At 64.9% G+C, this 23,051-nt stretch carries 20 protein-coding genes; 9 read left to right on the top strand and 11 right to left on the bottom strand.

The window, feature by feature from the left end; genetic code table 11:
- Window position 1: 1 nt before the first annotated feature.
- From J2X09_RS21215 to J2X09_RS21165, 11 genes are all read right to left on the bottom strand, one after another.
- A complete protein-coding gene (locus J2X09_RS21215; protein WP_056278176.1) occupies window positions 2-1,147 on the bottom strand; it encodes an acyl-CoA dehydrogenase family protein in 1,146 nt (381 codons plus the stop codon).
- Window positions 1,144-3,168 (bottom strand): ATP-binding protein, encoded by a 2,025-nt coding sequence (locus J2X09_RS21210; protein ID WP_204734777.1) that lies wholly within the window; start codon window positions 3,166-3,168, stop codon window positions 1,144-1,146. Before J2X09_RS21210 ends, J2X09_RS21215 begins: the two co-directional genes overlap by 4 nt.
- A gap of 25 nt (window positions 3,169-3,193) precedes the next feature.
- Window positions 3,194-3,991, bottom strand: coding sequence for a crotonase/enoyl-CoA hydratase family protein (locus J2X09_RS21205; RefSeq protein WP_069047281.1), 798 nt, complete (start codon window positions 3,989-3,991; stop codon window positions 3,194-3,196).
- Window positions 3,992-4,001: 10 nt separating this feature from the next.
- Window positions 4,002-5,597 (bottom strand): acyl-CoA carboxylase subunit beta, encoded by a 1,596-nt coding sequence (locus J2X09_RS21200; protein ID WP_204734778.1) that lies wholly within the window; start codon window positions 5,595-5,597, stop codon window positions 4,002-4,004.
- 82 nt (window positions 5,598-5,679) lie between these two features.
- On the bottom strand, window positions 5,680-5,877 hold the full coding sequence (locus J2X09_RS21195; RefSeq protein ID WP_056278186.1) for an SDR family oxidoreductase: 198 nt from the start codon (window positions 5,875-5,877) through the stop codon (window positions 5,680-5,682).
- A gap of 50 nt (window positions 5,878-5,927) precedes the next feature.
- Entirely contained in the window at window positions 5,928-6,041 is a 114-nt protein-coding gene (locus J2X09_RS21190; protein WP_291470069.1) for a hypothetical protein, read from the bottom strand.
- A gap of 173 nt (window positions 6,042-6,214) precedes the next feature.
- A complete protein-coding gene (locus J2X09_RS21185) occupies window positions 6,215-7,204 on the bottom strand; it encodes a hydroxymethylglutaryl-CoA lyase (RefSeq protein WP_182118929.1) in 990 nt (329 codons plus the stop codon).
- Between the two features lie 18 nt (window positions 7,205-7,222).
- Window positions 7,223-9,220, bottom strand: coding sequence for an acetyl/propionyl/methylcrotonyl-CoA carboxylase subunit alpha (locus tag J2X09_RS21180; RefSeq protein ID WP_204734779.1), 1,998 nt, complete (start codon window positions 9,218-9,220; stop codon window positions 7,223-7,225).
- A gap of 66 nt (window positions 9,221-9,286) precedes the next feature.
- Complete coding sequence (locus J2X09_RS21175) at window positions 9,287-10,894, bottom strand: carboxyl transferase domain-containing protein (RefSeq protein ID WP_056278196.1); 1,608 nt, start codon at window positions 10,892-10,894, stop codon at window positions 9,287-9,289.
- 40 nt (window positions 10,895-10,934) lie between these two features.
- Entirely contained in the window at window positions 10,935-11,723 is a 789-nt protein-coding gene (locus J2X09_RS21170; RefSeq protein WP_056278198.1) for an enoyl-CoA hydratase/isomerase family protein, read from the bottom strand.
- Window positions 11,720-12,886, bottom strand: coding sequence for an acyl-CoA dehydrogenase family protein (locus J2X09_RS21165; protein ID WP_204734780.1), 1,167 nt, complete (start codon window positions 12,884-12,886; stop codon window positions 11,720-11,722). Before J2X09_RS21165 ends, J2X09_RS21170 begins: the two co-directional genes overlap by 4 nt.
- A 156-nt stretch (window positions 12,887-13,042) precedes the next feature.
- Here J2X09_RS21165 and J2X09_RS21160 point away from each other — a divergent pair, with 156 nt between their 5' ends.
- The 9 genes from J2X09_RS21160 to J2X09_RS21120 all read left to right on the top strand — a co-directional run bounded on the left by J2X09_RS21160 (window position 13,043) and on the right by J2X09_RS21120 (window position 23,000).
- Window positions 13,043-15,097: an NADPH-dependent 2,4-dienoyl-CoA reductase gene (locus J2X09_RS21160; protein ID WP_204734781.1), complete on the top strand. Its 2,055-nt coding sequence runs from the start codon at window positions 13,043-13,045 to the stop codon at window positions 15,095-15,097.
- Between the two features lie 18 nt (window positions 15,098-15,115).
- Window positions 15,116-16,282: an acyl-CoA dehydrogenase family protein gene (locus J2X09_RS21155; protein ID WP_056278207.1), complete on the top strand. Its 1,167-nt coding sequence runs from the start codon at window positions 15,116-15,118 to the stop codon at window positions 16,280-16,282.
- 81 nt (window positions 16,283-16,363) lie between these two features.
- A complete protein-coding gene (locus tag J2X09_RS21150; RefSeq protein WP_204734782.1) occupies window positions 16,364-17,530 on the top strand; it encodes an acyl-CoA dehydrogenase family protein in 1,167 nt (388 codons plus the stop codon).
- Complete coding sequence (locus J2X09_RS21145; RefSeq protein WP_204734783.1) at window positions 17,527-18,696, top strand: acyl-CoA dehydrogenase family protein; 1,170 nt, start codon at window positions 17,527-17,529, stop codon at window positions 18,694-18,696. Before J2X09_RS21150 ends, J2X09_RS21145 begins: the two co-directional genes overlap by 4 nt.
- Window positions 18,693-19,100: a Zn-ribbon domain-containing OB-fold protein gene (locus tag J2X09_RS21140; protein WP_204734784.1), complete on the top strand. Its 408-nt coding sequence runs from the start codon at window positions 18,693-18,695 to the stop codon at window positions 19,098-19,100. Before J2X09_RS21145 ends, J2X09_RS21140 begins: the two co-directional genes overlap by 4 nt.
- Window positions 19,101-19,161: 61 nt before the next feature.
- Window positions 19,162-20,319 (top strand): thiolase family protein, encoded by a 1,158-nt coding sequence (locus J2X09_RS21135; RefSeq protein WP_204734785.1) that lies wholly within the window; start codon window positions 19,162-19,164, stop codon window positions 20,317-20,319.
- Between the two features lie 30 nt (window positions 20,320-20,349).
- Window positions 20,350-21,270 carry an SDR family oxidoreductase gene (locus J2X09_RS21130; protein WP_204734786.1) on the top strand — a complete coding sequence of 307 codons (921 nt, stop codon included), beginning with the start codon at window positions 20,350-20,352 and terminating at the stop codon, window positions 21,268-21,270.
- A gap of 11 nt (window positions 21,271-21,281) precedes the next feature.
- On the top strand, window positions 21,282-22,139 hold the full coding sequence (locus J2X09_RS21125) for a MaoC/PaaZ C-terminal domain-containing protein (RefSeq protein ID WP_008905466.1): 858 nt from the start codon (window positions 21,282-21,284) through the stop codon (window positions 22,137-22,139).
- Window positions 22,140-22,196: 57 nt separating this feature from the next.
- On the top strand, window positions 22,197-23,000 hold the full coding sequence (locus J2X09_RS21120; protein WP_069047288.1) for an enoyl-CoA hydratase/isomerase family protein: 804 nt from the start codon (window positions 22,197-22,199) through the stop codon (window positions 22,998-23,000).
- Window positions 23,001-23,051 lie beyond the last annotated feature (51 nt).

The raw sequence follows: 23,051 nt of genomic DNA, 5'->3' as shown, positions 1-23,051 counted from the left end.
TTCACAACCGTTTCGCCACTTCTTCGAGCATGACCTCGGTGGCACCGCCACCGATAGCTTGGACGCGTGCGTCGCGCACCATACGCTCGATCGCGGCCTCGCGCATGTAGCCGAAGCCGCCGTGGAACTGCTGGCAGTCATAGACCACATCGTTGACCAGCTCGCCGCACAGCGCCTTGACCATCGACACCTCCTTGACGCAGTCGCGCCCCTGCGCGTCCAGCCAGGCCGCGTGGTAAACCAACTGGCGGGCCGCCGCCACCTGCGCTGCCCGCATGGCCATGCGCTGGCGAATCGCCTGCTTGTCCCACAGCGTGGCGCCGAAGGCCTTGCGCTCGCGCACATAGGCCAGCGTCAGCTCGATCGCGCGTGCGGCCTCGCCCATCACCTGCGCACCTAGCACCATGCGCTCGTTCTGGAAGTTGCGCATGATCTGGTAGAAGCCCTTGTTCTCTTCGCCCAGCAGGTTGGCGGACGGCACGCGGCAGTCCTCGAACACCAGCTCGGCGGTGTCGCTGCACAGCCAGCCGCTCTTGTTGAGCGCACGCCCGACCCGAAAACCCGGGGTGCCCTTCTCGACGATGAAGATCGAGATACCGCGCGAACCCTTGGCGCTCGGATCGGTCTTGGCGGCGACAAAGTACACGTCGCCATGCACGCCGTTGGTGATGAACATCTTGCTTCCGTTGATGACCCAGTGCTCACCGTCGCGCACCGCGCGTGTGCGGATGCCGGCCACGTCGGAGCCGGCATCGGGCTCGGTGACAGCCACAGCGCAGATCTTCTCGCCACCGATGATGGGCGGCAGGTAGCGTGCGAGCTGCTCTGGCGTGCCAAAGTTGGCCAGGTGCGGCGAGGCCATGTCGGTGTGCACCATCACCGTCACGGCGAAGCCGCCGTAAGTGGAACGGCCGAGTTCTTCGGCCAGGATGGCGCTGTACACGGTGTCGAGTTTCGAGCCGCCGTACTTTTCGTCGTAGCGTATGCCCAGATAGCCCAGTTCGCCCATCTTGCGCAGCAGCGCGCGCGGCACCATGCCCTGATCTTCCCAGAGCGCGGCGTGCGGCACTACTTCCTGCTCGACAAAGCGGCGCAGGTTGTCCCGGAACTGCCGGTGTTGCTCGTCAAAATAAATCGGCTCGTTCATTGCTTTTCCTCGGATTCGATTGTTTCCATGATCGCCAGCACATCACCACCGCGCACCGCGTCGCCGACGCGGCAACGCAGCTCGGCCACACGTCCCGGCGCTACCGCGCTCAGCGTATGCACCATCTTCATAGCTTCCATCTGCACCAGCGTGTCGCCCGCGTTCACACTCATGCCTACACTGACCTGCACCTGCGTCACCAGACCGGGCATGGGGGCGAGCAGGAGATTGCCGCCCAGCTCATCGGCACCCGCCGCGCCCTTGAGTGCGCGCTGCCAGCGATCGAGCCGGCGCCAGGCCCACGTGCCGCTCGGGCCAGAGAGCCACACGCGTTCGCCTTGCTTGGCGTGCTGCTCCACCGCCACCGTGAAGCGAACCGTCAGGCCGTCGCGCTGCAACGCCAGGGTGTCGCCGGCCAACACCGCCGCCAGGGTCAACTCCCGATCGCCGACGCACACACGCCAGCTGTCACCCTGCGGCGAGACGCTGACTTCATGCACGCAGCGCTGCTCGTCTTCGAGCAGCACCTGTGTGCTGCCAGTGCCACTCCCAGCGCCGGCCGCGCGCCAGGCCCCGAGCGACTGCCAGGCCGAGCGCCCGGCCGTCGCCTGTTTGATCAGCACGCCGTGCAAGGCGGCAGCCGCGATGGCCAGCCCATCGTCCGTGCGCGGCTGCCAGCCTGTGGGAAAGGCGCGTTCGATGTAATGTGTGGTGAGTACTTGCGCGAAGTGGTCATGGCGCAGCAGATCGGCCAGAAAACCGAGGTTGCTGTGCACGCCGAGCAGCACCGTGTCGTCCAATGCCGTGGCGAGCCGCCGTGCGGCGGTCGGCCGGTCGTCGGCATGGGCAATTACCTTGGCCAGCATCGAGTCGTAATAAAGCGTAACGTAACTGCCGTTGCGCACGCCGCTGTCGACCCGAACGCCCTCGCCGCGCGGCTCGCGGTAGTCGATCAGGGCGCCGATCTCGGGCGCAAAACCCGCCGCCGGATTCTCCGCGCAGACACGCGCCTCGATCGCGCAGCCGCGCTGCGTCAGGTCCGGCTGGGCGAAGCCGAGCGGCTCACCAGTGGCCACCCGCAGCTGCCATTCGACCAAATCGATACCGACCGTCAACTCGGTCACCGGGTGCTCGACCTGCAGCCGGGTGTTCATTTCCAGGAAGAAGGTGTCGCCGCTGCGGCTGTCGTGGATGAACTCGATGGTGCCGGTGCTGTCGTAGCCGATGGCGTGCCCGATCGTCAGCGCGTGCGAAAACAGGGCCTCGCGCACGGCGGGAGGCAGGTGTGGCGCGGGCGCTTCCTCAATCACTTTCTGGTGGTTGCGCTGGATCGAACATTCGCGCTCGAACAAATGGACCAGATGCCCGTGCTTGTCGCCCAGCAACTGCACTTCGAGGTGGCGTGGCTCGTCGAGGTAGCGTTCCAGCAGCACGCGGTCGTCGCCGAACGAAGCCTTCGCTTCGCGTCGCACGGTATCCAGCGCGGCCGAGAAGTCAGCCGCGCTGCGCACCACCCGCATGCCCTTGCCGCCGCCGCCGGCCGAGGCCTTGATCAGCACCGGGTAGCCGATGCCCCCGGCCGCCGCCTGCAAGACCGCAGAGTCCTGGTCGTCGGCGTGGTAGCCCGGCACCACCGGCACGCCGGCTCCGAGCGCGATGCGCTTGGATTCGATCTTCGAGCCCATGCGCCGGATCGCTTCGCGCGAGGGGCCCACAAAAATGAGCCCGACGGCTTCGCAGGCGTCAATCAGGGCCAGGCTTTCCGACAAAAAGCCGTAGCCCGGATGGATGGCCTGCGCACCGGCGGCACGCGCCGCGGCCACGATGGCAGCGGCATCAAGGTAGCTGCGCGCGGCCTCCGGCGCTCCGATGCGCACGGCCGTATCGCACAGGGCCACGTGCAGCGCCTCGCGGTCGGCGTCGGAATAGACCGCCACCGTGCGCAAGCCCATGCGGCGCGCGGTGCGGGCGATGCGGCAGGCGATCTCCCCGCGATTGGCAATCAGGAGGGTGTTAAACATCAGTCGCACGCCTTCATGCCAACACTCAGACCTGCCGCCACACCGGCAGCCGCTTGCCAAAAAAGGCTGCAATGCCGTCGCGCCCTTCTTCGGTTTCCCAGGCGTCGGCCAGCTTGTCAGCGGTGTAGATCATGTTGGTGGGCAGATCGTGCGCCTGCACATAGGCCACCAGCTTCTTGGTGGCCGCCACCGCGCCGGGCGCGCACTGCAGCAGGTCGGCGAGTTCGCGTTCAATGGCCGCGTCGAGCTGATCGGCCGCCACCACTTCTGAGAGCAGGCCCAGGCGCTGCGCCTCTGCCGCGCTCATGCGGCGCGCCGTCAGAAAGGTGCGCCGGGCGTTGGCTTCACCCATGCGCGCCACAACGTAGGGCGCGATGTTGGCAGGCAGCAGGCCCAGGCGCACCTCGGTCAGCGAGTAGATGCCGGTATCGACCGCGATCGTGATGTCACAGACCGAGATCATGCCGACGCCGCCGCCATACGCGGGGCCATTGATGCGGCCAATGACGGGCATAGGCAGCTCGTTCAAGGCGCGCAGCATGAGCGCCAGATCGCCGCTTTCGCCCACGCGCTCGGTCCGGCTCTTTTTCATGTTGTCCTGCATCCAGCCCAGGTCACCACCGGCGCAAAAGGTCTTGCCGGTGCCGGTGAGCACCACCGCGCGCACGCCCGGCGCTACGGCCAGCCAATCGACGGCACGGCGCAGCTCGCTGATCAGGGTGGCGTTGAGCGCGTTATGAGTGTCGGGGCGGTTGAGCGTGAGGCGGGCTACGCCGCGCGCGTCGACGACCAGTTGCAGGGTCTCGTAGGTGGGGGTGTTCATAGAGGTTCTCTTACATGCGGTAAACAGGGGTTGCCGTACTCGGCAACGCACGGCGCGCCGCCAGCGCCAGCGCCAGGCCCAGCACGTCGCGCGAGGCCGAGGGTTCGATCAGACCGTCGTCCCACAGCCGGGAGGTGGCGTAATAGGGATCGCTCTGGCGCGCGTACTGCTCGCGTACCTTGCGTTCGATATCCAGCAGCCGCGCCTCATCAGCCGGGCCGCGCAGGTTGGAACGCGCCAGCTCGACCATCACGTTGCTAGCAATGTCGGCGCTCATCGTGGCAACTCTGGCACTGGGCCAGGCGAACAGGAATTCGGGCTCAAAGCCGCGGCCGCACATGCCGTAGTTGCCGGCGCCATAAGAGCCGCCAACCACCAACGTGAGCTTGGGCACGCGCGCGCAGGCCATGGCATACACCATCTTGGCGCTGTGCTTTGCAATACCGCCACGCTCGGCCTCGGTGCCAACCATGAAGCCGGGGATGTTCTGCAAAAACAGCAGCGGTACTCCGCGCTGGTTGGCCAGTTCGATGAAATGCGCGCCCTTCAGAGCCGACTCGGCCAGTAGCGCGCCGTTGTTGGCGAGGATGGCGACCGGCTGGCCGTGGATCGCGCCAAAGCCGGTCACCAGCGTATCTCCCCACAACGGTTTGAACTCGTGGAAAGCGCTGCCGTCGAGCAGCCGCGCAATGATTTCGCGCGCGTCGTAGGGCTGTTTGGGGTCGACCGGTACGACGCCATCGAGCTCAATCGGGTCGTAACGTGGTGCGCTGGGCGGCAGCGGCGGCACCATGGGCGGCTCGCGCGGCAGGCTGGCGACGATCTGACGCAGCATGGCCAGCGCCTGATGCTCGTCCTCGGCCAGGTGGTCGCTGACACCGGAGACACGGCTGTGCATCTCCGCGCCGCCCAGGGTTTCGCCGTCGACCACTTCGTTGATCGCGATCTTGACGATGGACGGGCCACCCAGATGAATGCGTGCGTTACCGCGCACCATCACCACTTCGTCCGACAGCGCGGGAATGTAGGCGCCGCCCGCGGTGCAACCGCCGAACACGGCCGAGAGCTGCGGCAGGCCAGCCTGCGACATGCGGCACTGGCGGTGGAAGCTGTTGCCGAAGTGGTCCTTGTCGGGAAACACGCGGTCCTGCTCCGGCAAAAAGGCGCCGCCGCAATCCACCAGGTACAGGCAGGGCACGCGCAGGCGCTGGGCAATCTCCTGCGCCCGTATGTGTTTTTTGACGGTTTCATGGAAGAACGAGCCGCCCTTGACGGTGGCATCGTTGGCAATGAACATGCAGGGCCGCCCGGCCACCATCCCGACGCCGGTGACGATGCCCGCACCCGGCACCTCGTTGCCATACTGATCCCAGGCCGCCAGCGGCGAGAGTTCCAGGAAGGCGCTACCGTCATCGACGATGAAGTCGATGCGCTCGCGCACCAGCAGCTTGCCGCGCTCGCGGTGGCGCTGGATGTGCGCGTCGCGCCCGCCGGTGGCCACCTCGGCCAGGCGTGCGCGCAGAAGAGCGATCTGGCCCGCGTGGTGTGCAAGGTTGTCGCGGAAGCCCGGACCTTGCACATCGACCAGCGTTTGAATCACGGACATCCTGTTTCGTCCTTTGAAGCGCGGTCAGACCGCGGCGTAGCCACCATCGACCACCAACTCGGCACCCATGACGGTGGACGACTCATCGGAGGCCCCGGAACAGCACCACCGCCGACACTTCCTGATGCTGCACCGCCCGCCCAATTGGAGTGGTGCCGAGCAGCGATTTGTGATCGGCCGGATCGCTCAACAAGTCCTTGGTCATCGGCGTCTCGATGGCGCCAAGGTGAACCGAATTGACACGAATATTGAAAGGGGCGAGATAGGGCGCGCTGGCCATACTGAACAGCCGTACCTCGCCCTTGGAAGCCCCATAGGCACAGGGTGCGCCTAACGGCCGTAGATAGACTGGATGTTGATGATCGAGCCACCACCTGCCTGCTTCATCGTCGGCACCCCCGTCCGCGTGCCGAAAAAGGGGTAGCGCACGTCGACGTTGAACATGCGGTCCCACTCCGCCGCGCTGACGAACGCCCGCCGCGACGGTTTCGCCAATCCCGGCGTTCATGTCCGCGACAGGCAGCTCGCAGTGGACCTGGCCCATGCCCATCGCACTGCCCGTCACCAGAATGACCTTGTCCTGTACTCGACCAATGACCTTCTCCTTGTCATGTGATTCAGCGCACCGCCCCACAAATCTCTTGCATTCGCTGGCCGGCGCGAAATCCCTTGAGCGAGCCGCTGTGCATCACACGGCCCGACAGGGTGCGGCCGATGACGCGTTCGGCCAGAAGGGACGCCTCGATCAGCGCCTCTAAATCGATGCCGGTCTCGATGCCCAGTTCCTGGCACATGAACACCATGTCTTCGGTGCAGATATTGCCGGCCGCGCCACCGTGCGTGTGACCCGCGAACGGACAGCCGCCCAGACCGGCGACCGAACTGTCGAACAGCCGCACGCCCATTTGCAAGGCGGCATAAACGTTGGCACCGCCGACGCCGCGCGTGTCGTGCAGGTGCAGGCCGATCTGAGCCTCCGGCACGATCGCGCGCACCGCGCCGACGCGGCGCTTGATCTCCTCGGGATTTGCCCAGCCCATGGTGTCGGCCAAGTAGACCGCCGGCAGCGGCACACGCCGGTCGGCGCAGGCATCGACCAGCCAGCGGACCTGATCGGTGAGGACCGACAGCGGCACGGCGCCACCGAGATTGCAGCCAAAGGCCGTGATCACGTAGGCCTTTTCCACCGGAATGCCCAGGGCGATGTAGCGGTCCAGCCAGCCGAGCTGGCGTTCACGCATCTCGGCCACGCTGCAATTGTTGTTGCGCTGCGAAAACGGCTCGGTCGTGTAGAACATCAGCTTGCCGTCCAGATCCACCTGTTCACAGGCGCGCGCCCGCTCGAAGCCGTTGTCGTTGAGCCAAAGCGCCGTGTAGCGGGTTCCAGGGCGCTTGATGATGGCGGCGAACAATTCGGACGTGTCGGCCATCTGCGGCACCGCGCGCGCACTGACAAAGGACGCAACCTGGATCTGCCTCAGACCCGAGAGGCTCAAAGCGTCAATCAGCGCGGCGCGGTCCGCCCGCGGATAGGTTTTTGGCTCCATCTGGAAGCCCTCGCGCGGTCCCTCCTCATGGAACTCGACGGAGGTAGGCAAGTTGCTCATCGCTTGTACTTCCTTCGATCAAGCTGGGCTGACTTCGGCCAGCACTTGGTGGCGCTCAACCATGTCGCCGACCCGGCAGCGCAGGCTGCTCAGGCTGCCTTCGAATGGCGCCATGACGTGCAGCTCCATCTTCATCGATTCGAGCACGATCACGGTCTGGCCGATGGAAACCTTCTCACCGACCGCCGACTTGACCGCCACCACCTTGCCCATCATTGGCGCGCCCAATTGACCGCTGGCGGCAGCGTCACCGGCGCCCCCCCCCAGATAGGGTCGTGCCGTGAACAAGCTGCTGCCCAACGCGCTGGCGAGCTCGGCCTGCCACGCGTCGCCCCGGATCGTCAGTTCCAGCGCCCGCCCACCACATTGCAGCAGGAAGCGTCCGCCCGCGAGCGGCTGCAGCGTAGCGCGCACCTTTTGCTCGCCAATGACCAGCGCACTGCTGCCCTGGTCATCGCGCATCGAAAACCGCACGGGCCACTCCGCCGCGCCCGCCTTCAACACAAGGACCGGCTGGGGTGCGGCCTGAATCGGCCCACTGCTCAGGCGCCAGCCCGTGAAACCGTCCCAGAGGGTCCAGCAGCCCAGCGCGGACGACTCGGCACGCCGTTGCGCCAGCCAGTGCAGCGCGGCAGCAGCCAGATGCTCAAGAGGCGGCGCGGCGGGAGCCACCACGCCGCGCTGCGCGTGGCGCTCGTCGATCAGGCGGGTGTGAAATGTGGCATCGCGGGTCTCCGGCCATTCCAGCAGTTCATGCAGAAATTCCAGGTTGGTGACCAGGCCGATCACCGTGCTTTCGCGCAATCCGGCCACCAGCGCCCGGCGCGCCGACTCGCGGTCGGGCCCGTGCGCGATGAGCTTGGCGATCATCGAGTCGTAGTGCGGCGAGATTTCGTCGCCACTGTCTACCCCGGACTCGACGCGCACGCCCGCGCGCGAAAAATCGACCACCTGCAACCGCCCGGTAGCCGGCAAAAATCCCGCAGCGGCGTCTTCAGCGCACAGCCTGGCCTCGAAGGCGTGACCGGTGCACCGCACGTCGGCTTGCGCCAGCGGCAGGCTGTCCGTGTCGGCAATGCGCAGTTGCAGTTCGACCAGATCGAGGCCGGTGACTTCTTCGGTCACCGGGTGTTCGACCTGCAAGCGAGGATTGACCTCCAGGAAATAATATTCTTCACCCGTGACGACAAACTCAACCGTGCCCAGGCCGCGGTAATTCACGCCAGAGGCCAGCTTGACCGCATCGGCCAGGATAGCTTCACGCAGACGCGGGCTCAGTCCGCTTGACGGCGCTTCTTCGATCACTTTTTGATGGCGTCGCTGCAAGGTGCACTCGCGCTCGAACAGGTGAATGGCGTGGCCCTGGCCGTCACCGGCCACCTGCACCTCCAGGTGGCGCACATGCGGCAGGTAGCGCTCGACGATCAGTTCGCCGTTGCCGAAGGCTTTTTCGGCCTCACGCATGGCACTCTCGATGCGCGACTCCAGCCCCTCCAGCGTCTCGACCACCGCCATGCCACGGCCACCGCCACCAGCCACGGCCTTGAGCAGCACGGGCAGCTTCATACCGCGCACCAGATTCAACACCTCGGCTGGGTCGGTCATGCCGCTTTCGCTGCCGGGAATGACCGGCACGCCGAGACGGGCTGCCTCGCGCTTGGCACTGGCTTTGCCGCCGACGCGCTCGATGGTGTCGGCCCGGGGTCCGATGAAGGTCAAGCCAGCCGCATCCAGTGCGCGCACAAAGGCCGGATTTTCCGAGACAAAACCGTAGCCCGGATGAACGGCGTCGGCGCCCACACGCCGGGCCGCCGCGATGATGGCATCGATGTTCAGATAACTCTCGCTGGGCGCTGCACCCCCGAGTTCGACCGATTCACCGATCTCACGCACATGGCGGGCAAACCGGTCGGCACTGGAGTGCACGGTGGCCACTTCCAGGCCGAGCTTGCGGCAGGTGCGGGCAATGCGGCAGACGATCTCGCCGCGGTTGGCAATGAGGACTTTCTTAAGCATGCCCAACTCCTGCGGCGAAGTGGGTCATCAATACGGTGTGGATGCATTGCATGGCTGGCGTCCTGGTTAAAAACGGAAGACACCGAACGGCGTCGGTTTGGCGGCAGTCCGGGATGCGAGGTCGAGCAGCAGTCCCATGGCGTCGCGTGTTTCCACCGGATCGATGATGCCGTCCACCCACAAATTCGAGGAGAAGTTCGCAGCAGGCTGGAAGTCTTCGTAAATCTTGCGTACCGGCGCCTTGAACGCCTCTTCTTCCTCGGGCGTCCACTCTTTTCCCTCGGTCTTGTTGATCTGTCTGCGCACCAGTGCCATCACCGTGGCGGCCTGATCCGGACCCATGATGGCCGCGCGGCCGGTCGGCCAAGCAAACATCGCGGTCGGGTTGAACGGGCGGCCACACATCGCCAGGTAACCTGCACCGTAAGAGGCGCCCATGATGATGGTGTACTTGGGCACGTTGGCCGAGGCCATCGCCGTGATCATCTTGGCCCCGGCTTTGGCAATGCCAGCCTGCTCGGCGGCGCGCCCGACCATGAAGCCGGTCACGTCGGCCATGAACAGCAGAGGGATGTCTCGCTGGCAGCACAGATCGATGAAGTGCGCCGCCTTCATCGCGCTTTCCGGGAACAGCACGCCCTGGTTGGCCAGGATGCCGACCTCGTGGCCATGGATGCGAGCAAAGCCGGTCAGCAGGGTGTCGCCGTACATCGGCTTGAATTCCTGGAACCGGCTGTCATCGACGAAACGCGCCAGAATCTCGCGCGTGTCGGTCGGGATTTTGGTGTCGCGGCTGATGATGCCGTAAATCTCGCGCGGATCGAAGCGCGGAGGCACCGACGGCTGACGCGTCCAGCGTGGCTTGGGCTGCTCACCCAGGTCCCGTACGATTTCACGCGTGATGGCCAGCGCGTGGCGGTCATCTTCGGCAATATGATCAGTGACACCGCTGACGCTGCAGTGCATCTTGGCGCCGCCCAGCGACTCTGCATCCACCGTCTCGCCGGTGGCGGCAAAGGTCAACTCGGGGCCACCGAGGTACATATAGCCTTGTTCCTTGACAATCACCGCCTCGTCGCACAGCGCCGGGATGTAGGCGCCACCCGCCGTGCAAGGCCCCATCACCACGGCAATCTGCTGGATACCCTCGGCCGACATGCGTACCTGGTTGTTGAAAATGCTGCCGAACTGCCCCACATCGGGAAAGATGTTGGCCATCTCAGGCAGGAAGGCGCCACCGCTGTCCACCAGCGTGATGCAGGGCAAGCGGTGTGCCCAGGCAATTTGCTGCGCCCGCACATGCTTCTTGCAGGTCATGCCGTAGTAGGTGCCACCCTTCACGGTGGCATCGTTGGCAATGATCATGCACGGACGGCCCTGCACCAGACCGATGCCGGTGATGATGCTGGCACCCGGCGGCACGCCGTCGTACATGCCCTCGCCGGCAAGCATGCCGACCTCTAGGAAAGGCGAACCTGGATCGAGCAGCACTTCGACGCGATGGCGCGGCAGGATCTTGTTGCGCGCCAAGTGTTTTTCCCGCGCTTTCGGGGGGCCTCCGGCCAGCGCCAGTTGGCGACGGCTTTGCAGGTCCGCAATCACGGCCTGGTAGGCTTTTTGGTTGAGCCGAAATTCGTCGTCGGAAGTCGATATGCGGGAGGAAAGGATGGTCATATGTGATTGCGCCTATTCGCGAGACAAAGCATTCAGCCGCTCAGGCCTTGAACACCGGTGTACGGCGTGCCTCGAAGGCCGCCAGACCTTCGCTGACGTCGTCATCGAGCAGAGCCGCGCTGGCCAGGTCTTCCTCAAGCTGCAGACCGACCTCCGACGAACCCTCCATGCCTTGCCGTGCCAAACGTTTCATGGTGGCCATGCCGATGCGGCTGCGCGTGGCGATCTTGCTGCAATACGCCAGCGCCGCTTCACCCAACTGCTCAGGCTCGACCACATAGTTCACCAGCCCCCACTGCTCGGCGGTGGCGGCATCGATCCAGCGCGCCGAAAAGAACAGGTCCAGGCCACGGCGCAGACCCGCAATGCGTGGCATGCGCTGGCTGCCGCCCCACCCGGGAATCAGGCCGAACTGGGCATGCTGGTCGCCAAAGCGCGCGTCCTTGGCCGCAAAGATGATGTCGCAGGCCAGCATCAGTTCGCTACCACCGGCCAGGGTCAGACCCTGGCAGGCCGCCACCACCGGCAAATCGCTGCGTTCCAGGCGCTTGAGCACGCTGTGACCATAGCTGATGAAGTGCTTGAGCCTGGCTGGATCGCCACGCAGCGACTTCACCTCATCCAGATCGGCGCCGGTGCAGAAGTGCTTGCCTTGCGCCCGGATCAGAATGGCGCGCACACCGGAGTCGGATTTCTCGAATCCGTCGATGGCGGCCTCGATGGCCGCATGAACGGACATCGACAGGCAATTGAATTTTTCGGGGCGGGCTAACTCGATAATTCCAACGGCGCCGGCACGGCTGATCTCCACTGGGGATGTCTGAATCATTTCTTGCTCTCCTTGGCGTACTGCACGGCGGCGCGTCCCACGCGCTCGCGGGCAACGATCAGCTTCATGATTTGCGCCGTTCCGTCGCCGATTTCCAGGCCCATCACATCGCGCAGGCGCTGCTGGTGAGGCAGGTCCATCGACCAGCCATAGTGCCCAAAGGTCAGCAGGCACTGGTGAATCGCGTCAAAAGCGGTCTTGGGGCCCATCCACTTGACCATGGCCGCTTCCGCGGTGTGCGGCTGACCGGCATCGCGCAGGGCCAGGCCGTGGTAGCAGAGCTGGCGGCAAGCGGCGATCAGGGTCTCGAACTCGACAAGGGGAAAGCTCACGCCCTGGTACTGCGCCAGCGGCGCGCCAAAGGTCTGGCGTTCCTTCACGTATTCCCAGGCTTCGTCGATCGAGGCCTGCGCGGCGGCCACGCACTGCAGCGCGATCAGGATGCGGCTGAAGTCAAAGCCCTGCATCACCTGCGTGAAGCCTTTGCCCTCCTCGCCCAGCCGGTTCTCGACCGGCACCCGCACATCGTCGAAAAACACCGAACCACGGCCGATGATCTTGCTACCAACATCGTTGAAGCGCGTGCGTTGCACGCCGGGCTGAGTCAGATCGACCAGGAAGGCGCTGATGCCTCGTGCGACATCCTCGGGCTTTCCGGTGCGTGCGAACAACACCATGGCATCGGCCTGGTCGGCAAAAGTGATGGAGGTTTTCTCGCCGGAAAGCACGTACTCGTCGCCCACGCGACGCGCCTTGAGTTGCAGATTGGCGGCATCCGAGCCGCCCCGTGGTTCGGTCAGACCCAGCGCGACGATTGCCTCGCCCGCCACGATCCGGCTGTTCCAGGTGCGCGCCAGCTCGGGGGACGCATTGGCATGGATGATGGCGCCCATCAGCGAACTGAGCAGCTGCATGTAGCTGACGTTGAAGTCACCATAGGCAATTTCCTCGGTGATCATGCCGGCAGTGACGCCACTGAGGCCCAAGCCGCCATATTCCTCGGGCAGATCAACACCGATCAGACCGAGCGAACCCATTTCCTTGAACAAGGCCCGGTCGATGCCAGGTTGCGATTCGCGCTTCTGGTAATCGGGCCTGAGCTTCTCTCGTGCAAAGCGGCGCGCCACGTCACGCAGCGCAATCTGGTCATCGTCGAACATCATGGGTAAATCTCCTGACTGACTGTTGTCGAAATCGCCGCCTGCATCACACCGTCAATCCGGACGAAGAATTTGAGGTGCTCGCCAATTGCATGGCTGGTCGTTGTCGCATGATATCATCGAACAGGTGTTAGTTAGATTTTTAAAGAGGCGTTCCCCATGTCCACCGAAGCCACTGTTTTCTTTCCGACGCTACTCTCCGTCCTGAAGGTAGGCGCGCACACCCTTCGCAACCGAACGCTGATGGGATCGATGCACACACGTCTGGAGTCGCTGGACCGGTCGATCGACCGGCTGTCCCTGTTCTATGCCGAGCGCGCACGCGGCGGCGCGGGCCTGATTGTCACGGGCGGCTATGCCCCCTGCCAGGATGGCCTGCTGGATGAAACGGGTCCCCTGCTTATCACGACGGCACAAGCCGATGTGCTCAGACCGATCCCTCAGGCGGTGCACGCCGAGGGCGGCAAGATCATTCTGCAAATCCTGCACACAGGGCGCTACGCAAAAGTCGCCAGGCCAGTGGGCGCTTCTGACATCCCCTCCCCGATCAACTCCCGCGCGCCTCGCGCCTTGAGCACGGCCGAAGTCTGGCAAACGGTGGAAGACTATGTACGCTGTGCCGAACTGGCGCAACGCGCCGGCTTCGACGGCGTCGAGATCATGGGCTCGGAGGGCTACCTGCTCAACCAGTTCACCGTCACGCGCACGAACAACCGCAGCGACGAATTTGGCGGCAGCATGGAAAATCGTCATCGCCTGCCGGTGGAGATCGTGCGGCGCACGCGCGAACGCCTGGGGTCGCAGTTTCTGCTCATGTATCGGGTTTCGGCGCTCGATCTGGTCGAGGGCGGTGCCCCGGCTGACGACATCATCCAGCTCGCCCAGGCGGTGCAGGCCGCAGGCGCTGACATCCTCAATACAGGCATCGGCTGGCACGAAGCGCGCATCCCGACCATTGCCTACGTGGTGCCGCGCGCGGCGTGGCGCTTTGCGGCGGCCCGCATCAAACAAGCAGTGACGATTCCTGTCATCGTCTCCAACCGGATCAACACGCCCGATCTGGCCGAAGAAATCCTGGCCAGCGGTGACGCCGATATGGTGTCGATGGCGCGCCCCTTCCTGGCCGATGCCGACTTCGTACGCAAGGCGGCGCAGGGCCGCGCCGATGAGATCAACACCTGCATCGCCTGCAACCAAGCCTGTCTCGACTACATCTTCGCCGACCGCCCCGCCACCTGTCTGGTCAATCCACGCGCCGGGCGCGAGCTGGAGTTCTCGCTGATGCCGTCACGGGCCATGCAGCGCAAGGTGGCGGTGATCGGTGCCGGCGCGGCCGGACTGGCCTGCGCGCTGACTGCGGCGGAACGCGGTCATGCGGTCACCCTGTTCGAGGCTGGACCCGAGATTGGCGGCCAGTTAAACCTGGCCCGGGCCGTGCCGGGCAAGCAGGAGTTCAACGAACTGTTGCGCTATTTCAGGCAAGGCGTGGCTCGGCATGGCGTGACGCTCAGGCTCAACAGCCGGGCGGATGCCCCATCTCTCGCTGCCGGTCACTACGACCGCATCGTGATAGCCACCGGCGTGCGCCCGCGCCTGCCGCAGCTCCTGGGCATGGCTCACCCGAAAGTGATGAGCTATGCCGATCTGCTGTCGGGTCGGGTGCAGGCAGGCCGCCGGGTCGCGGTGATCGGCGCCGGTGGCATCGGTTTCGATGTAGCCACCTTCCTGCTGCATGACGAGCATGAGGGTAACGCTGCCAACGTGCCTCAGGCGCTTGAGCAGTTTTACGCTGAATGGGGCGTCGATACCTCGCCCGCAGCTGCGGGTGGCCTCAAACCGGCACAGCCAATCAGCGCGCCACGCGAAGTCACCCTGTTGCAGAGAAAACCTGAAAAGCCTGGACGCAGTCTGGGTATGTCCACTGGCTGGGCACTCAAGGCCGAGCTGGCGCGGCGCGGCCTGCGCACGCTGCCAGGATGCGTCTATGAACACATCGATGACGCCGGGCTGCACCTGCGCGTCAACGGTGTACCGCAGACGCTGAACGTGGACACCATCGTGATTTGCGCCGGCCAGGACAGCGAGAACGCGCTGGTCGCCGAATTGCGCGCGCTCGGCCTGGCGCCCGATGTCATCGGCGGCGCCGAGCTGGCCGCCGAACTCGACGCCTTGCGCGCCATTGACCAAGGCACACGCCTCGGTCTGGCGATTTGAGTCCACTGGAACACCACCATGGATTTCGCCCACAACCAGGAACATGAAGCGATACGCGAAGCAATCGGCAAAATCTGCGCTCGCTTTGACGACAGCTACTGGCTCGAACGGGACCGGCTGGGCGGCTTTCCGCATGAGCTGCACCGCGCTCTAGCCGACGGCGGCTGGCTCGGCGTTTGTCTGCCACAGGAATATGGCGGCGTCGGACTGGGCATCAGTGAAGCGACCGTGATGATGCAGACCATCTCACAGTCGGGTGCGGGGCTGTCTGGCGCATCGGCGGTGCACATGAACATTTTCGGCTTGCAGCCCGTGGCGGTGTTTGGCAACGAGGAGCAGAAACGCCGCATGCTGCCTCCGCTGATCCAGGGCAAGGAGAAGGCCTGCTTCGCCGTCACCGAGCCCAACACCGGCCTGAACACCACCCGTCTGAAAACCCGCGCCGAACGGGCAGGCGACCACTATGTGCTGTCTGGCCAGAAGGTCTGGATATCGACCGCCCAGGTGGCAGAGAAGATGCTCATTCTGGCGCGCACCACTCCGATCGAGGACTGCAAGAAACCGACCTTCGGCCTGAGCCTGTTCTACACCGACCTCGACCGCAGTTTTGTCGAGGTGCGCGAAATCGAAAAGATGGGACGCAAATCGGTCGACTCGAACGAACTCTTCATCGACGGCTTGCGCGTGCCGGTAGGAGACCGCATCGGCGAAGAAGGCCGCGGCTTTGAGTACATCCTGCATGGCATGAACCCGGAGCGGGTGCTGATCGCGGGCGAGGCCGTCGGCCTGGGTCGGGCGGCGCTGCAGGTAGCCGTCAAGTACGCCCGCGAGCGCGTGGTCTTTGACCGGCCGATCGGGCAGAACCAGTCTATCCAGCATCCGCTGGCGCAATCATGGATGGAGCTTGAGGCCGCTGAAATGATGGCGATGCGCGCGGCCTGGAAATACGACAACAGCCTGCCCTGCGGCGCCGACGCAAATGCTGCCAAGTACATGGCGGCCGAGGCTGGTTTCAACGCCTGCCAGCGCGCCATGGCCACGCTGGGCGGCTATGGCTATGCCAAGGAATACCACGTCGAGCGTTATCTGCGCGAAATGATGATTCCGCGCATCGCGCCGATCAGCCCGCAACTCATCCTGTGCTTCATCGCTGAGAAGGTGCTGGGCCTGCCTAAATCCTATTGACATTCACGAGCTCGCGACCGATTTTCTTCCCGCTGAGGCCAGCAATACCCAATTTTTACCCAGGCCAGCACCCACCCCATCATGACTACCACCCACGACAGCGAACGCGCTGAACAACTGACCATGCTGCGCGAAAGCGCGCTAAGTTTCGTCACCAAAGAATCACCACTCAACCGTGCCCGCGCCCTGCGCCAACAGTTGCCGGGCTACGACCGCCGCTTCTGGAGCGCCCTGGCCGAGCAGGGCTGGACCGGGCTGCTGGTGCCCGAACAATTGGGCGGCTACGCCCAGGGTTTCGCTGAGATGGCCGAGGTGGCGGCCGCCCTGGCTTCTCAGGTCGCGCCCGAACCGGTGGTGCCGGTGCTGGTGTTTGCCGGCCGGCTGCTGTCCCATGTGGGTGCCACCGAGCTATCGATGCGTCTCTTGACCGAACTCGCCGAGGGTCGCACGCTACCCGCCGTGGCCTGGCAGGAAGATGTAACCGGCGCGAAAGACCAGCCCGGTCTGGCCGCGACCCGGCTGGAGCGCCAGGGCGACTCCCTGCTGATACATGGCTACAAGCGCCATGTACGCCCCGGTGCCGGGGCCGACGGCTACATCGTCAGCGCCACCAACCCACAAGGTCTGGTCCTGGTGTGGGTGCCGGCAGATGCATCCGGCCTTACCCTGTCGAGCCAGCCGCTGGCCGACGGCAGCTATGCAGCACAGCTCAACTTGAACAGCGTTCGCCTGCCCGCCAGCCACCTGCTGGCCGAAGGGGCCGCCGCCGCGGCCGCGCTGACCCGCGCCTACGACGAAACCCTGGTACTGGCCAGCGTTGAACTGCTGGCCCTTGTGCGCAGCATGCTGACCATGACACAAGACTACCTGCGAACGCGGATCCAGTTCGGCAAGCCGATAGGCAGCTTCCAGTCACTGCAGCACCGCACTGTGGACCTGTTGATTCAGCAGGAACTGACTGCCAGCGTGGTGACGCAGGCTCTGGCCCTGCTAGATGACCCGGCCGCCGACGCCAGCGCGCGCTCTGCCCTGGCAAGCCGCGTCAAGTCGCGCGCGTCGGATGCGGGGCTGCAGGTGGCGCGGGAGGCAGTGCAACTGCACGGCGCCATCGGCGTCACCGACGAATACGACCTGGGCCTGTATCTGCAGCGTGCTCTGGTGTTGGCCGCCTGGCTGGGCAATGGCAACCAGCAGCGCCGCCGCTACGCCAACCTCACCCAAAACGCCACCGCGCAGGAGCACGCATGAACACCACCGCCTCCACTTCCACTGACTGGAATGCGTTCGACAACGCCAGCTTTCGCGCCACACTGCGCGAATTCTTTGAAGAACATTTCCCCAGCGAATGGCGCTACCCGCAACGGCGCCTGCGCTGGTCCGAAATCGGCCCTTGGTACCTGAGGCTTTCAGAAAAAGGCTGGGTCGCGCCGAGTTGGCCCACGCAGTACGGCGGCATGGGACTCTCACCCGAGAAACTCATCATCTTCATTGAAGAGCAGGAGCGCTGGGGCGTGGCGCGCGCGCCCGACATGGGCATCACCATGGTCGGCCCGCTGCTGATCAACCATGGCAACGACGCCCAGCGCGCCTACTACCTGCCCAAGATCATTTCCGGTGAGCACATCTGGTGCCAGGGTTACTCGGAACCCAATTCGGGCTCCGACCTGGCCAGTCTGCGCACCGAGGCGGTGGTCGATGGCAGCGATTTTATCGTCAACGGGCAAAAGACCTGGACCACGCTGGCACAGGACGCCACCCACATTTTCCTGCTGGTGCGCACCGACAAATCGGCCAAGAAGCAGGAAGGCATCAGCTTTTTGCTGGTCGACATGAACACGCCGGGCATCACGGTGCGCCCCATCCGCAACATCGCGGGCAGCGAAGACTTCTGCGAGGTCTTCCTGGAAAACGTGCGCGTGCCGCGCACCAGCATTGTCGGCGAGCTTAACAAGGGCTGGACCATCGCCAAGGCGCTGCTCGGATTCGAGCGCATCTTCCTGGGCAGCCCCAAACAAAGCCAGTACGCGCTGGCGCGCGTGCAGGAAGCCGCGCAGCGCCTCGGCCTGTTCGAAGACACCGGCTTCGTGGACCGCTACACGAAGCTGGCGCTGGACGTGTCCGACCTGGGCGCGCTCTATGGCCGTTTCATCGATCAAGTCAAGCGCGGCGAAACCCTGGGGCCCGATGTCTCCATGCTCAAGCTGTTCGCCACCGAAACCTATTCGCGGCTGGCCGACCTGCTGGTCGATGTCATGGGATCGAGTGGCGGCACGCCCGGCTCCACAGCCCTGCCCGGTGGCAAAACCGATGCGTTGACCAGCTTCTACAACGCGCGCCCAGCCACCATCTACGGCGGCAGCAACGAGGTGCAACGCAACATCCTGGCTGCCAGCGTGCTGAAGCTACCGTCATGAGCGCATCGGGCTATCCGGCATTTGACGGCCCCGGCCCGGACGCTCAGTTCGTGCAGGAGCTGGCGCAAGGCCGCTTTCAGATCCAGCACTGCACGGCCTGCGGCCAGCATGTGTTTTATCCGCGCGCGCTGTGCACCCATTGCGGCTCGGCCCAGCTCGACTGGATTGAACCCAGCGGGGTCGGCTGCGTCTATTCCAGCACCACGGTGCGCCGCAAACCGCAAGCCGGTGGCGACTACAACGTGGCGCTGGTGGACCTAGCCGAAGGGCCGCGGCTGATGTCGCGCATCGATGGCATTGCACCCGACCAGGTGCGCATCGGCATGCGGGTGCAGGCGCGCGTGATCGACGATCCTGCCAAGGGCAAGTTGCTGGTCTTCATCCCCGAGGGCGCCACACCATGAGCGCCGCGTCGGGCCGTTCCCAAGCAAGCTCGCACCGCAGTGCGCAGCGCGAAGGTCCTCCATGAGCACCATCTCTCCCCTGCGCGGCGCGGCCGCCATCGTGGGTGCCAGCCTGGGCGGCGTGCCCATGGCCCCCGGTCGCAGCGCGCTCGAAATTCTGGGCGAAGCGGTGCACGGCGCGCTGGCCGATGCCGGCTTGAAGCTGTCCGATGTCGATGGCCTGTTCACCGGCTCGTCCTACCACTTCCTCGCCGGTCTATCGGTGGCCGAATATCTGGGCATCCATCCCAAGTTCTGCGAAGCCACGATGGTTGGCGGCTCGTCTTATGTGGGCCACCTGCTTACCGCCGCCATGGCGCTGCACACCGGCCAGTGCGAAGTGGCGCTCATTTGCTACGGCAGCAACCAGGGCTCGGGCTTTGGCAAACTCAAGTCGATGGCCGAAACGCCCTTGTACGAGGCGCCCTACGAGCCGCGCTACCCGATCTCCAGCTACGCGCTGGCGGCCGCGCGCCACATGCACCAGTACGGCACCACGCGCGAAGACCTGGCGCACATCGCGGTGGCGGCGCGCCAGTGGGCGCAACTCAATCCGCTGGCCCATGCACGCGATCCGCTCAGCATCGAGCAGGTGCTGGCTTCGCGTCTGGTGAGCGATCCGCTGTCGGTGCTCGATTGCTGCCTGGTCACCGACGGCGGCGGCGCCCTGGTGCTGGTGCGCAGCGAGCGGGCGAAAGACTTTCCCAAGCCACCGGTCTATGTGCTGGGCGCGGCTGCGGCCACCTGGCACCGCCAGATCGGCTGCATGCCCGACCTGACGGTCACCGCCGCCGCCGAGTCCGGGCCGCGCGCCTTCGCTATGGCCGGGCTGGCCCCGAAGGACGTGGACGTGCTGGAGTTGTACGACGCCTTCACCATCAACACGCTGCTGTTCCTCGAAGACCTGGGCTTTTGCGCCAAGGGCGAAGGCGGCGCTTTCGTGCGCAACGGGCGCATCGCACCGGGGGGCGCGTTGCCGGTCAACACCAATGGCGGCGGCCTGTCGTGCTGCCACCCGGGCATGTACGGCATGTTCCTGCTGATCGAGGCCATGCAGCAACTGCGCGCCGAGGCCGGCGACCGCCAGGTGCCGAATGCGGAGATCGCCCTGTGCCACGGCAACGGCGGCGTTCTTTCCAGCCAGGTGACGGCCCTGCTGGGCACGGCCGCCACTGTCTGATTTTTCAAATCAACAACCAGGAGTCATTTCATGAGCAAGGGCAACATGCTGCAAGACAAAGTCGCCGTAGTCACCGGCGCGGGCCGGGGCATCGGCCGCGACATCGCACTGATGATGGCGGCGCAAGGCGCCAAGGTGGTGGTCAACGACATCGGCGCCTCGGTCGGCGGCGAAGGCAATGACGCCAGCCACGGCCAGCAGGTGGTCAACGAGATCAAGGCCGCTGGCGGCCAGGCCGTTCTCAGCACCGACAGCGTCTCGACCTGGCCCACGGCCAACCGCATCATCGAATGCGCGGCCGACACCTTCGGGCGCATCGACATCGTCGTCAACAACGCCGGTATCCTGCGCGACCGCCTGTTCTTCAACATGTCGCCCGAGGATTGGAGCGCCGTCATCGACGTGCACCTCAACGGCAGCTTCTTCACTTCGCGAGCCGCCGCCCCGCACTTCAAGACGCAGAAGTCGGGTGCCTATGTGCACATGACTTCCACGTCCGGCCTGATCGGCAACCTGGGCCAGGCCAACTACGCCGCTGCCAAGCTGGGCATCGTGGCCATGTCGCGCCACATCGCCGGCGACATGCAACGCTACAACGTGCGTTCCAACTGCATCTCGCCGTTCGCCTGGAGCCGCATGATCGGCGCCATCCCCACCGACACACCCGAGCAGCAGGCACGCGTGGAAAAACTAAAAAAACTCGGTACCAAGCAAATTGCGCCCATGGCCACCTTCCTGGCCAGCGATGCCGCAGCCGACGTCACGGCCCAGATCTTCGCCGTGCGCGGCAACGAGATTTTCCTCATGAGCCAGTCGCGCCCGATCCGCGGCATGCACACCGCCGAGGGCTGGACACCCGAGACCATCGCCGAGCGCGTGTTGCCCGCCATGAAGCAGAACTTCTATCCGCTGGAGAGCTCGAACATCGTGTTCTCCTGGGATCCCGTCTGACGTCATCTGCCATGGCGATCAACTACGAGAAACTGATGGCATGGCCGTTCGAGGACGTTCGCCATCGCTACACCCAGCGCGACACCATGCTCTACGCATTGGGCGTGGGCCTGGGCACCGACCCGACCAACGAGACCGAGCTGCGCTTTGTCTATGAAAAGAACCTGCTGGCGCTGCCCACTCTGCCGGTGGTGCTGGGCTATCCCGGCATGTGGCTCAAGGACCCGGCCACCGGCGTTGACTGGGTGCGGCTGGTGCATGGCGAACAGGGCTTGCGCCTGCACCGGCCGGTGCCGCCCGAGGGTGAAGTGATCGGGCGCACGCGGGTGAGCCAGATCATCGACAAGGGGCCGGACAAGGGGGCTCTGATCTACACCGAGCGCACGGTGACGGACGCCACCAGCGGCGAACTGCTGGCCACGCTGACCTCGACCACCTTCTGCCGCGCCGACGGTGGTTTTGGCGGCCCGGCCGGGCCGGTCAAAACCGTGCATGAGCTGCCCACGCGCGCGCCTGATCACAGCGACGATTTCGCCACCCAGCCGCGTGCCGCGCTGATCTACCGCCTCTCGGGCGACTACAACCCGCTGCACGCCGAACCCGCGGTGGCAAGCGCCGCTGGTTTCAAGCAGCCCATCCTGCACGGCCTGGCCACCTACGGCATCGCCGGCTGGGCACTCACCCAGCGCGTCTGCGGCGGCGACCCGAGCGCCCTGCAGTCGCTGGATGTGCGTTTTTCGTCACCCGTTTACCCCGGCGAAACGATACGCACCGAGCTCTGGGTGGATGGCAAGGTCGTTTCCTTTCGCGCCCGCGCCGTCGAACGCGACATCGTCGTGCTGAACAACGGACGCGCCGAGCTGCGCTGACCGTCCTTTGCCTTTCATTTTCGTTTTCGTTTTCAATTTTTTTCAAGGAGCCTCAACATGAACTACGCTGACTTTCAATTCCTCAAGTTCGACCACAAGCCCAACGGCGTGCTGGTCATCACCATCAACCGCCCCGAGGTCATGAATGCCACCAATGGCCGGCTGCACTGGGAGCTGACCAAGATCTGGGGCGTGGTCACTGACGATGCCAAGACCAAGGTGGCGGTCATCACCGGCGCGGGCGACCAGGCCTTCTCGGCCGGCGGCGACCTGGAATGGGTGGCCGGCATGGTCGGCAACCCGAAGGAAATCGCCAACACCATGACCGAGGCTTCGGACGTGGTCTACAACATGATGGCCTGCGACAAGCCCATCATCTCGGCCATCAACGGCGTGGCCGTCGGTGCCGGTCTGGCAGTCGCCTTCCTGGCCGACATCAGCATCATGGCCGAGGAGGCCAAGATTACCGACGGCCATGTCAAGATCGGCGTCGCCGCCGGCGACCACGCTGCCATTCTGTGGCCGCTGCTGTGCGGCATGGCCAAGGCCAAGTACTACCTGATGACGGCCGAGTTCGTGAACGGCAAGGAAGCCGAGCGCATCGGTCTGGTCAGCCTGTGCGTGCCGCGCGCCGAGCTGATGGACAAGGCCATGGCCGTGGCCAACAAACTGGCCAATGGCAGCCAGCAGGCGATCCGCTTCACCAAGCGCTCGCTCAACGGCTGGATGAACGTGGCGCGCCCGATCTTCGAGAGCTCGCTGGCGATGGAAATGCTGTGCTTCCTGGGCGAAGACGCCAAGGAGGGCGTGGCCTCAGTGCGCGAGAAGCGCGCGCCCGAGTTCCCCTCGGCCCAGAACTGATTGAGTTCGCTCCTTCTCCCTCTCGGGGAAGGAGCCTGAATTTCCCAAGTA

Source organism: Hydrogenophaga laconesensis (assembly GCF_031457235.1).
Taxonomy (GTDB): domain Bacteria; phylum Pseudomonadota; class Gammaproteobacteria; order Burkholderiales; family Burkholderiaceae_C; genus Hydrogenophaga; species Hydrogenophaga laconesensis.
The sequence above is the reverse complement of the archived record's forward strand: the minus strand, read 5'-3'. Positions and strand labels throughout refer to the sequence as shown.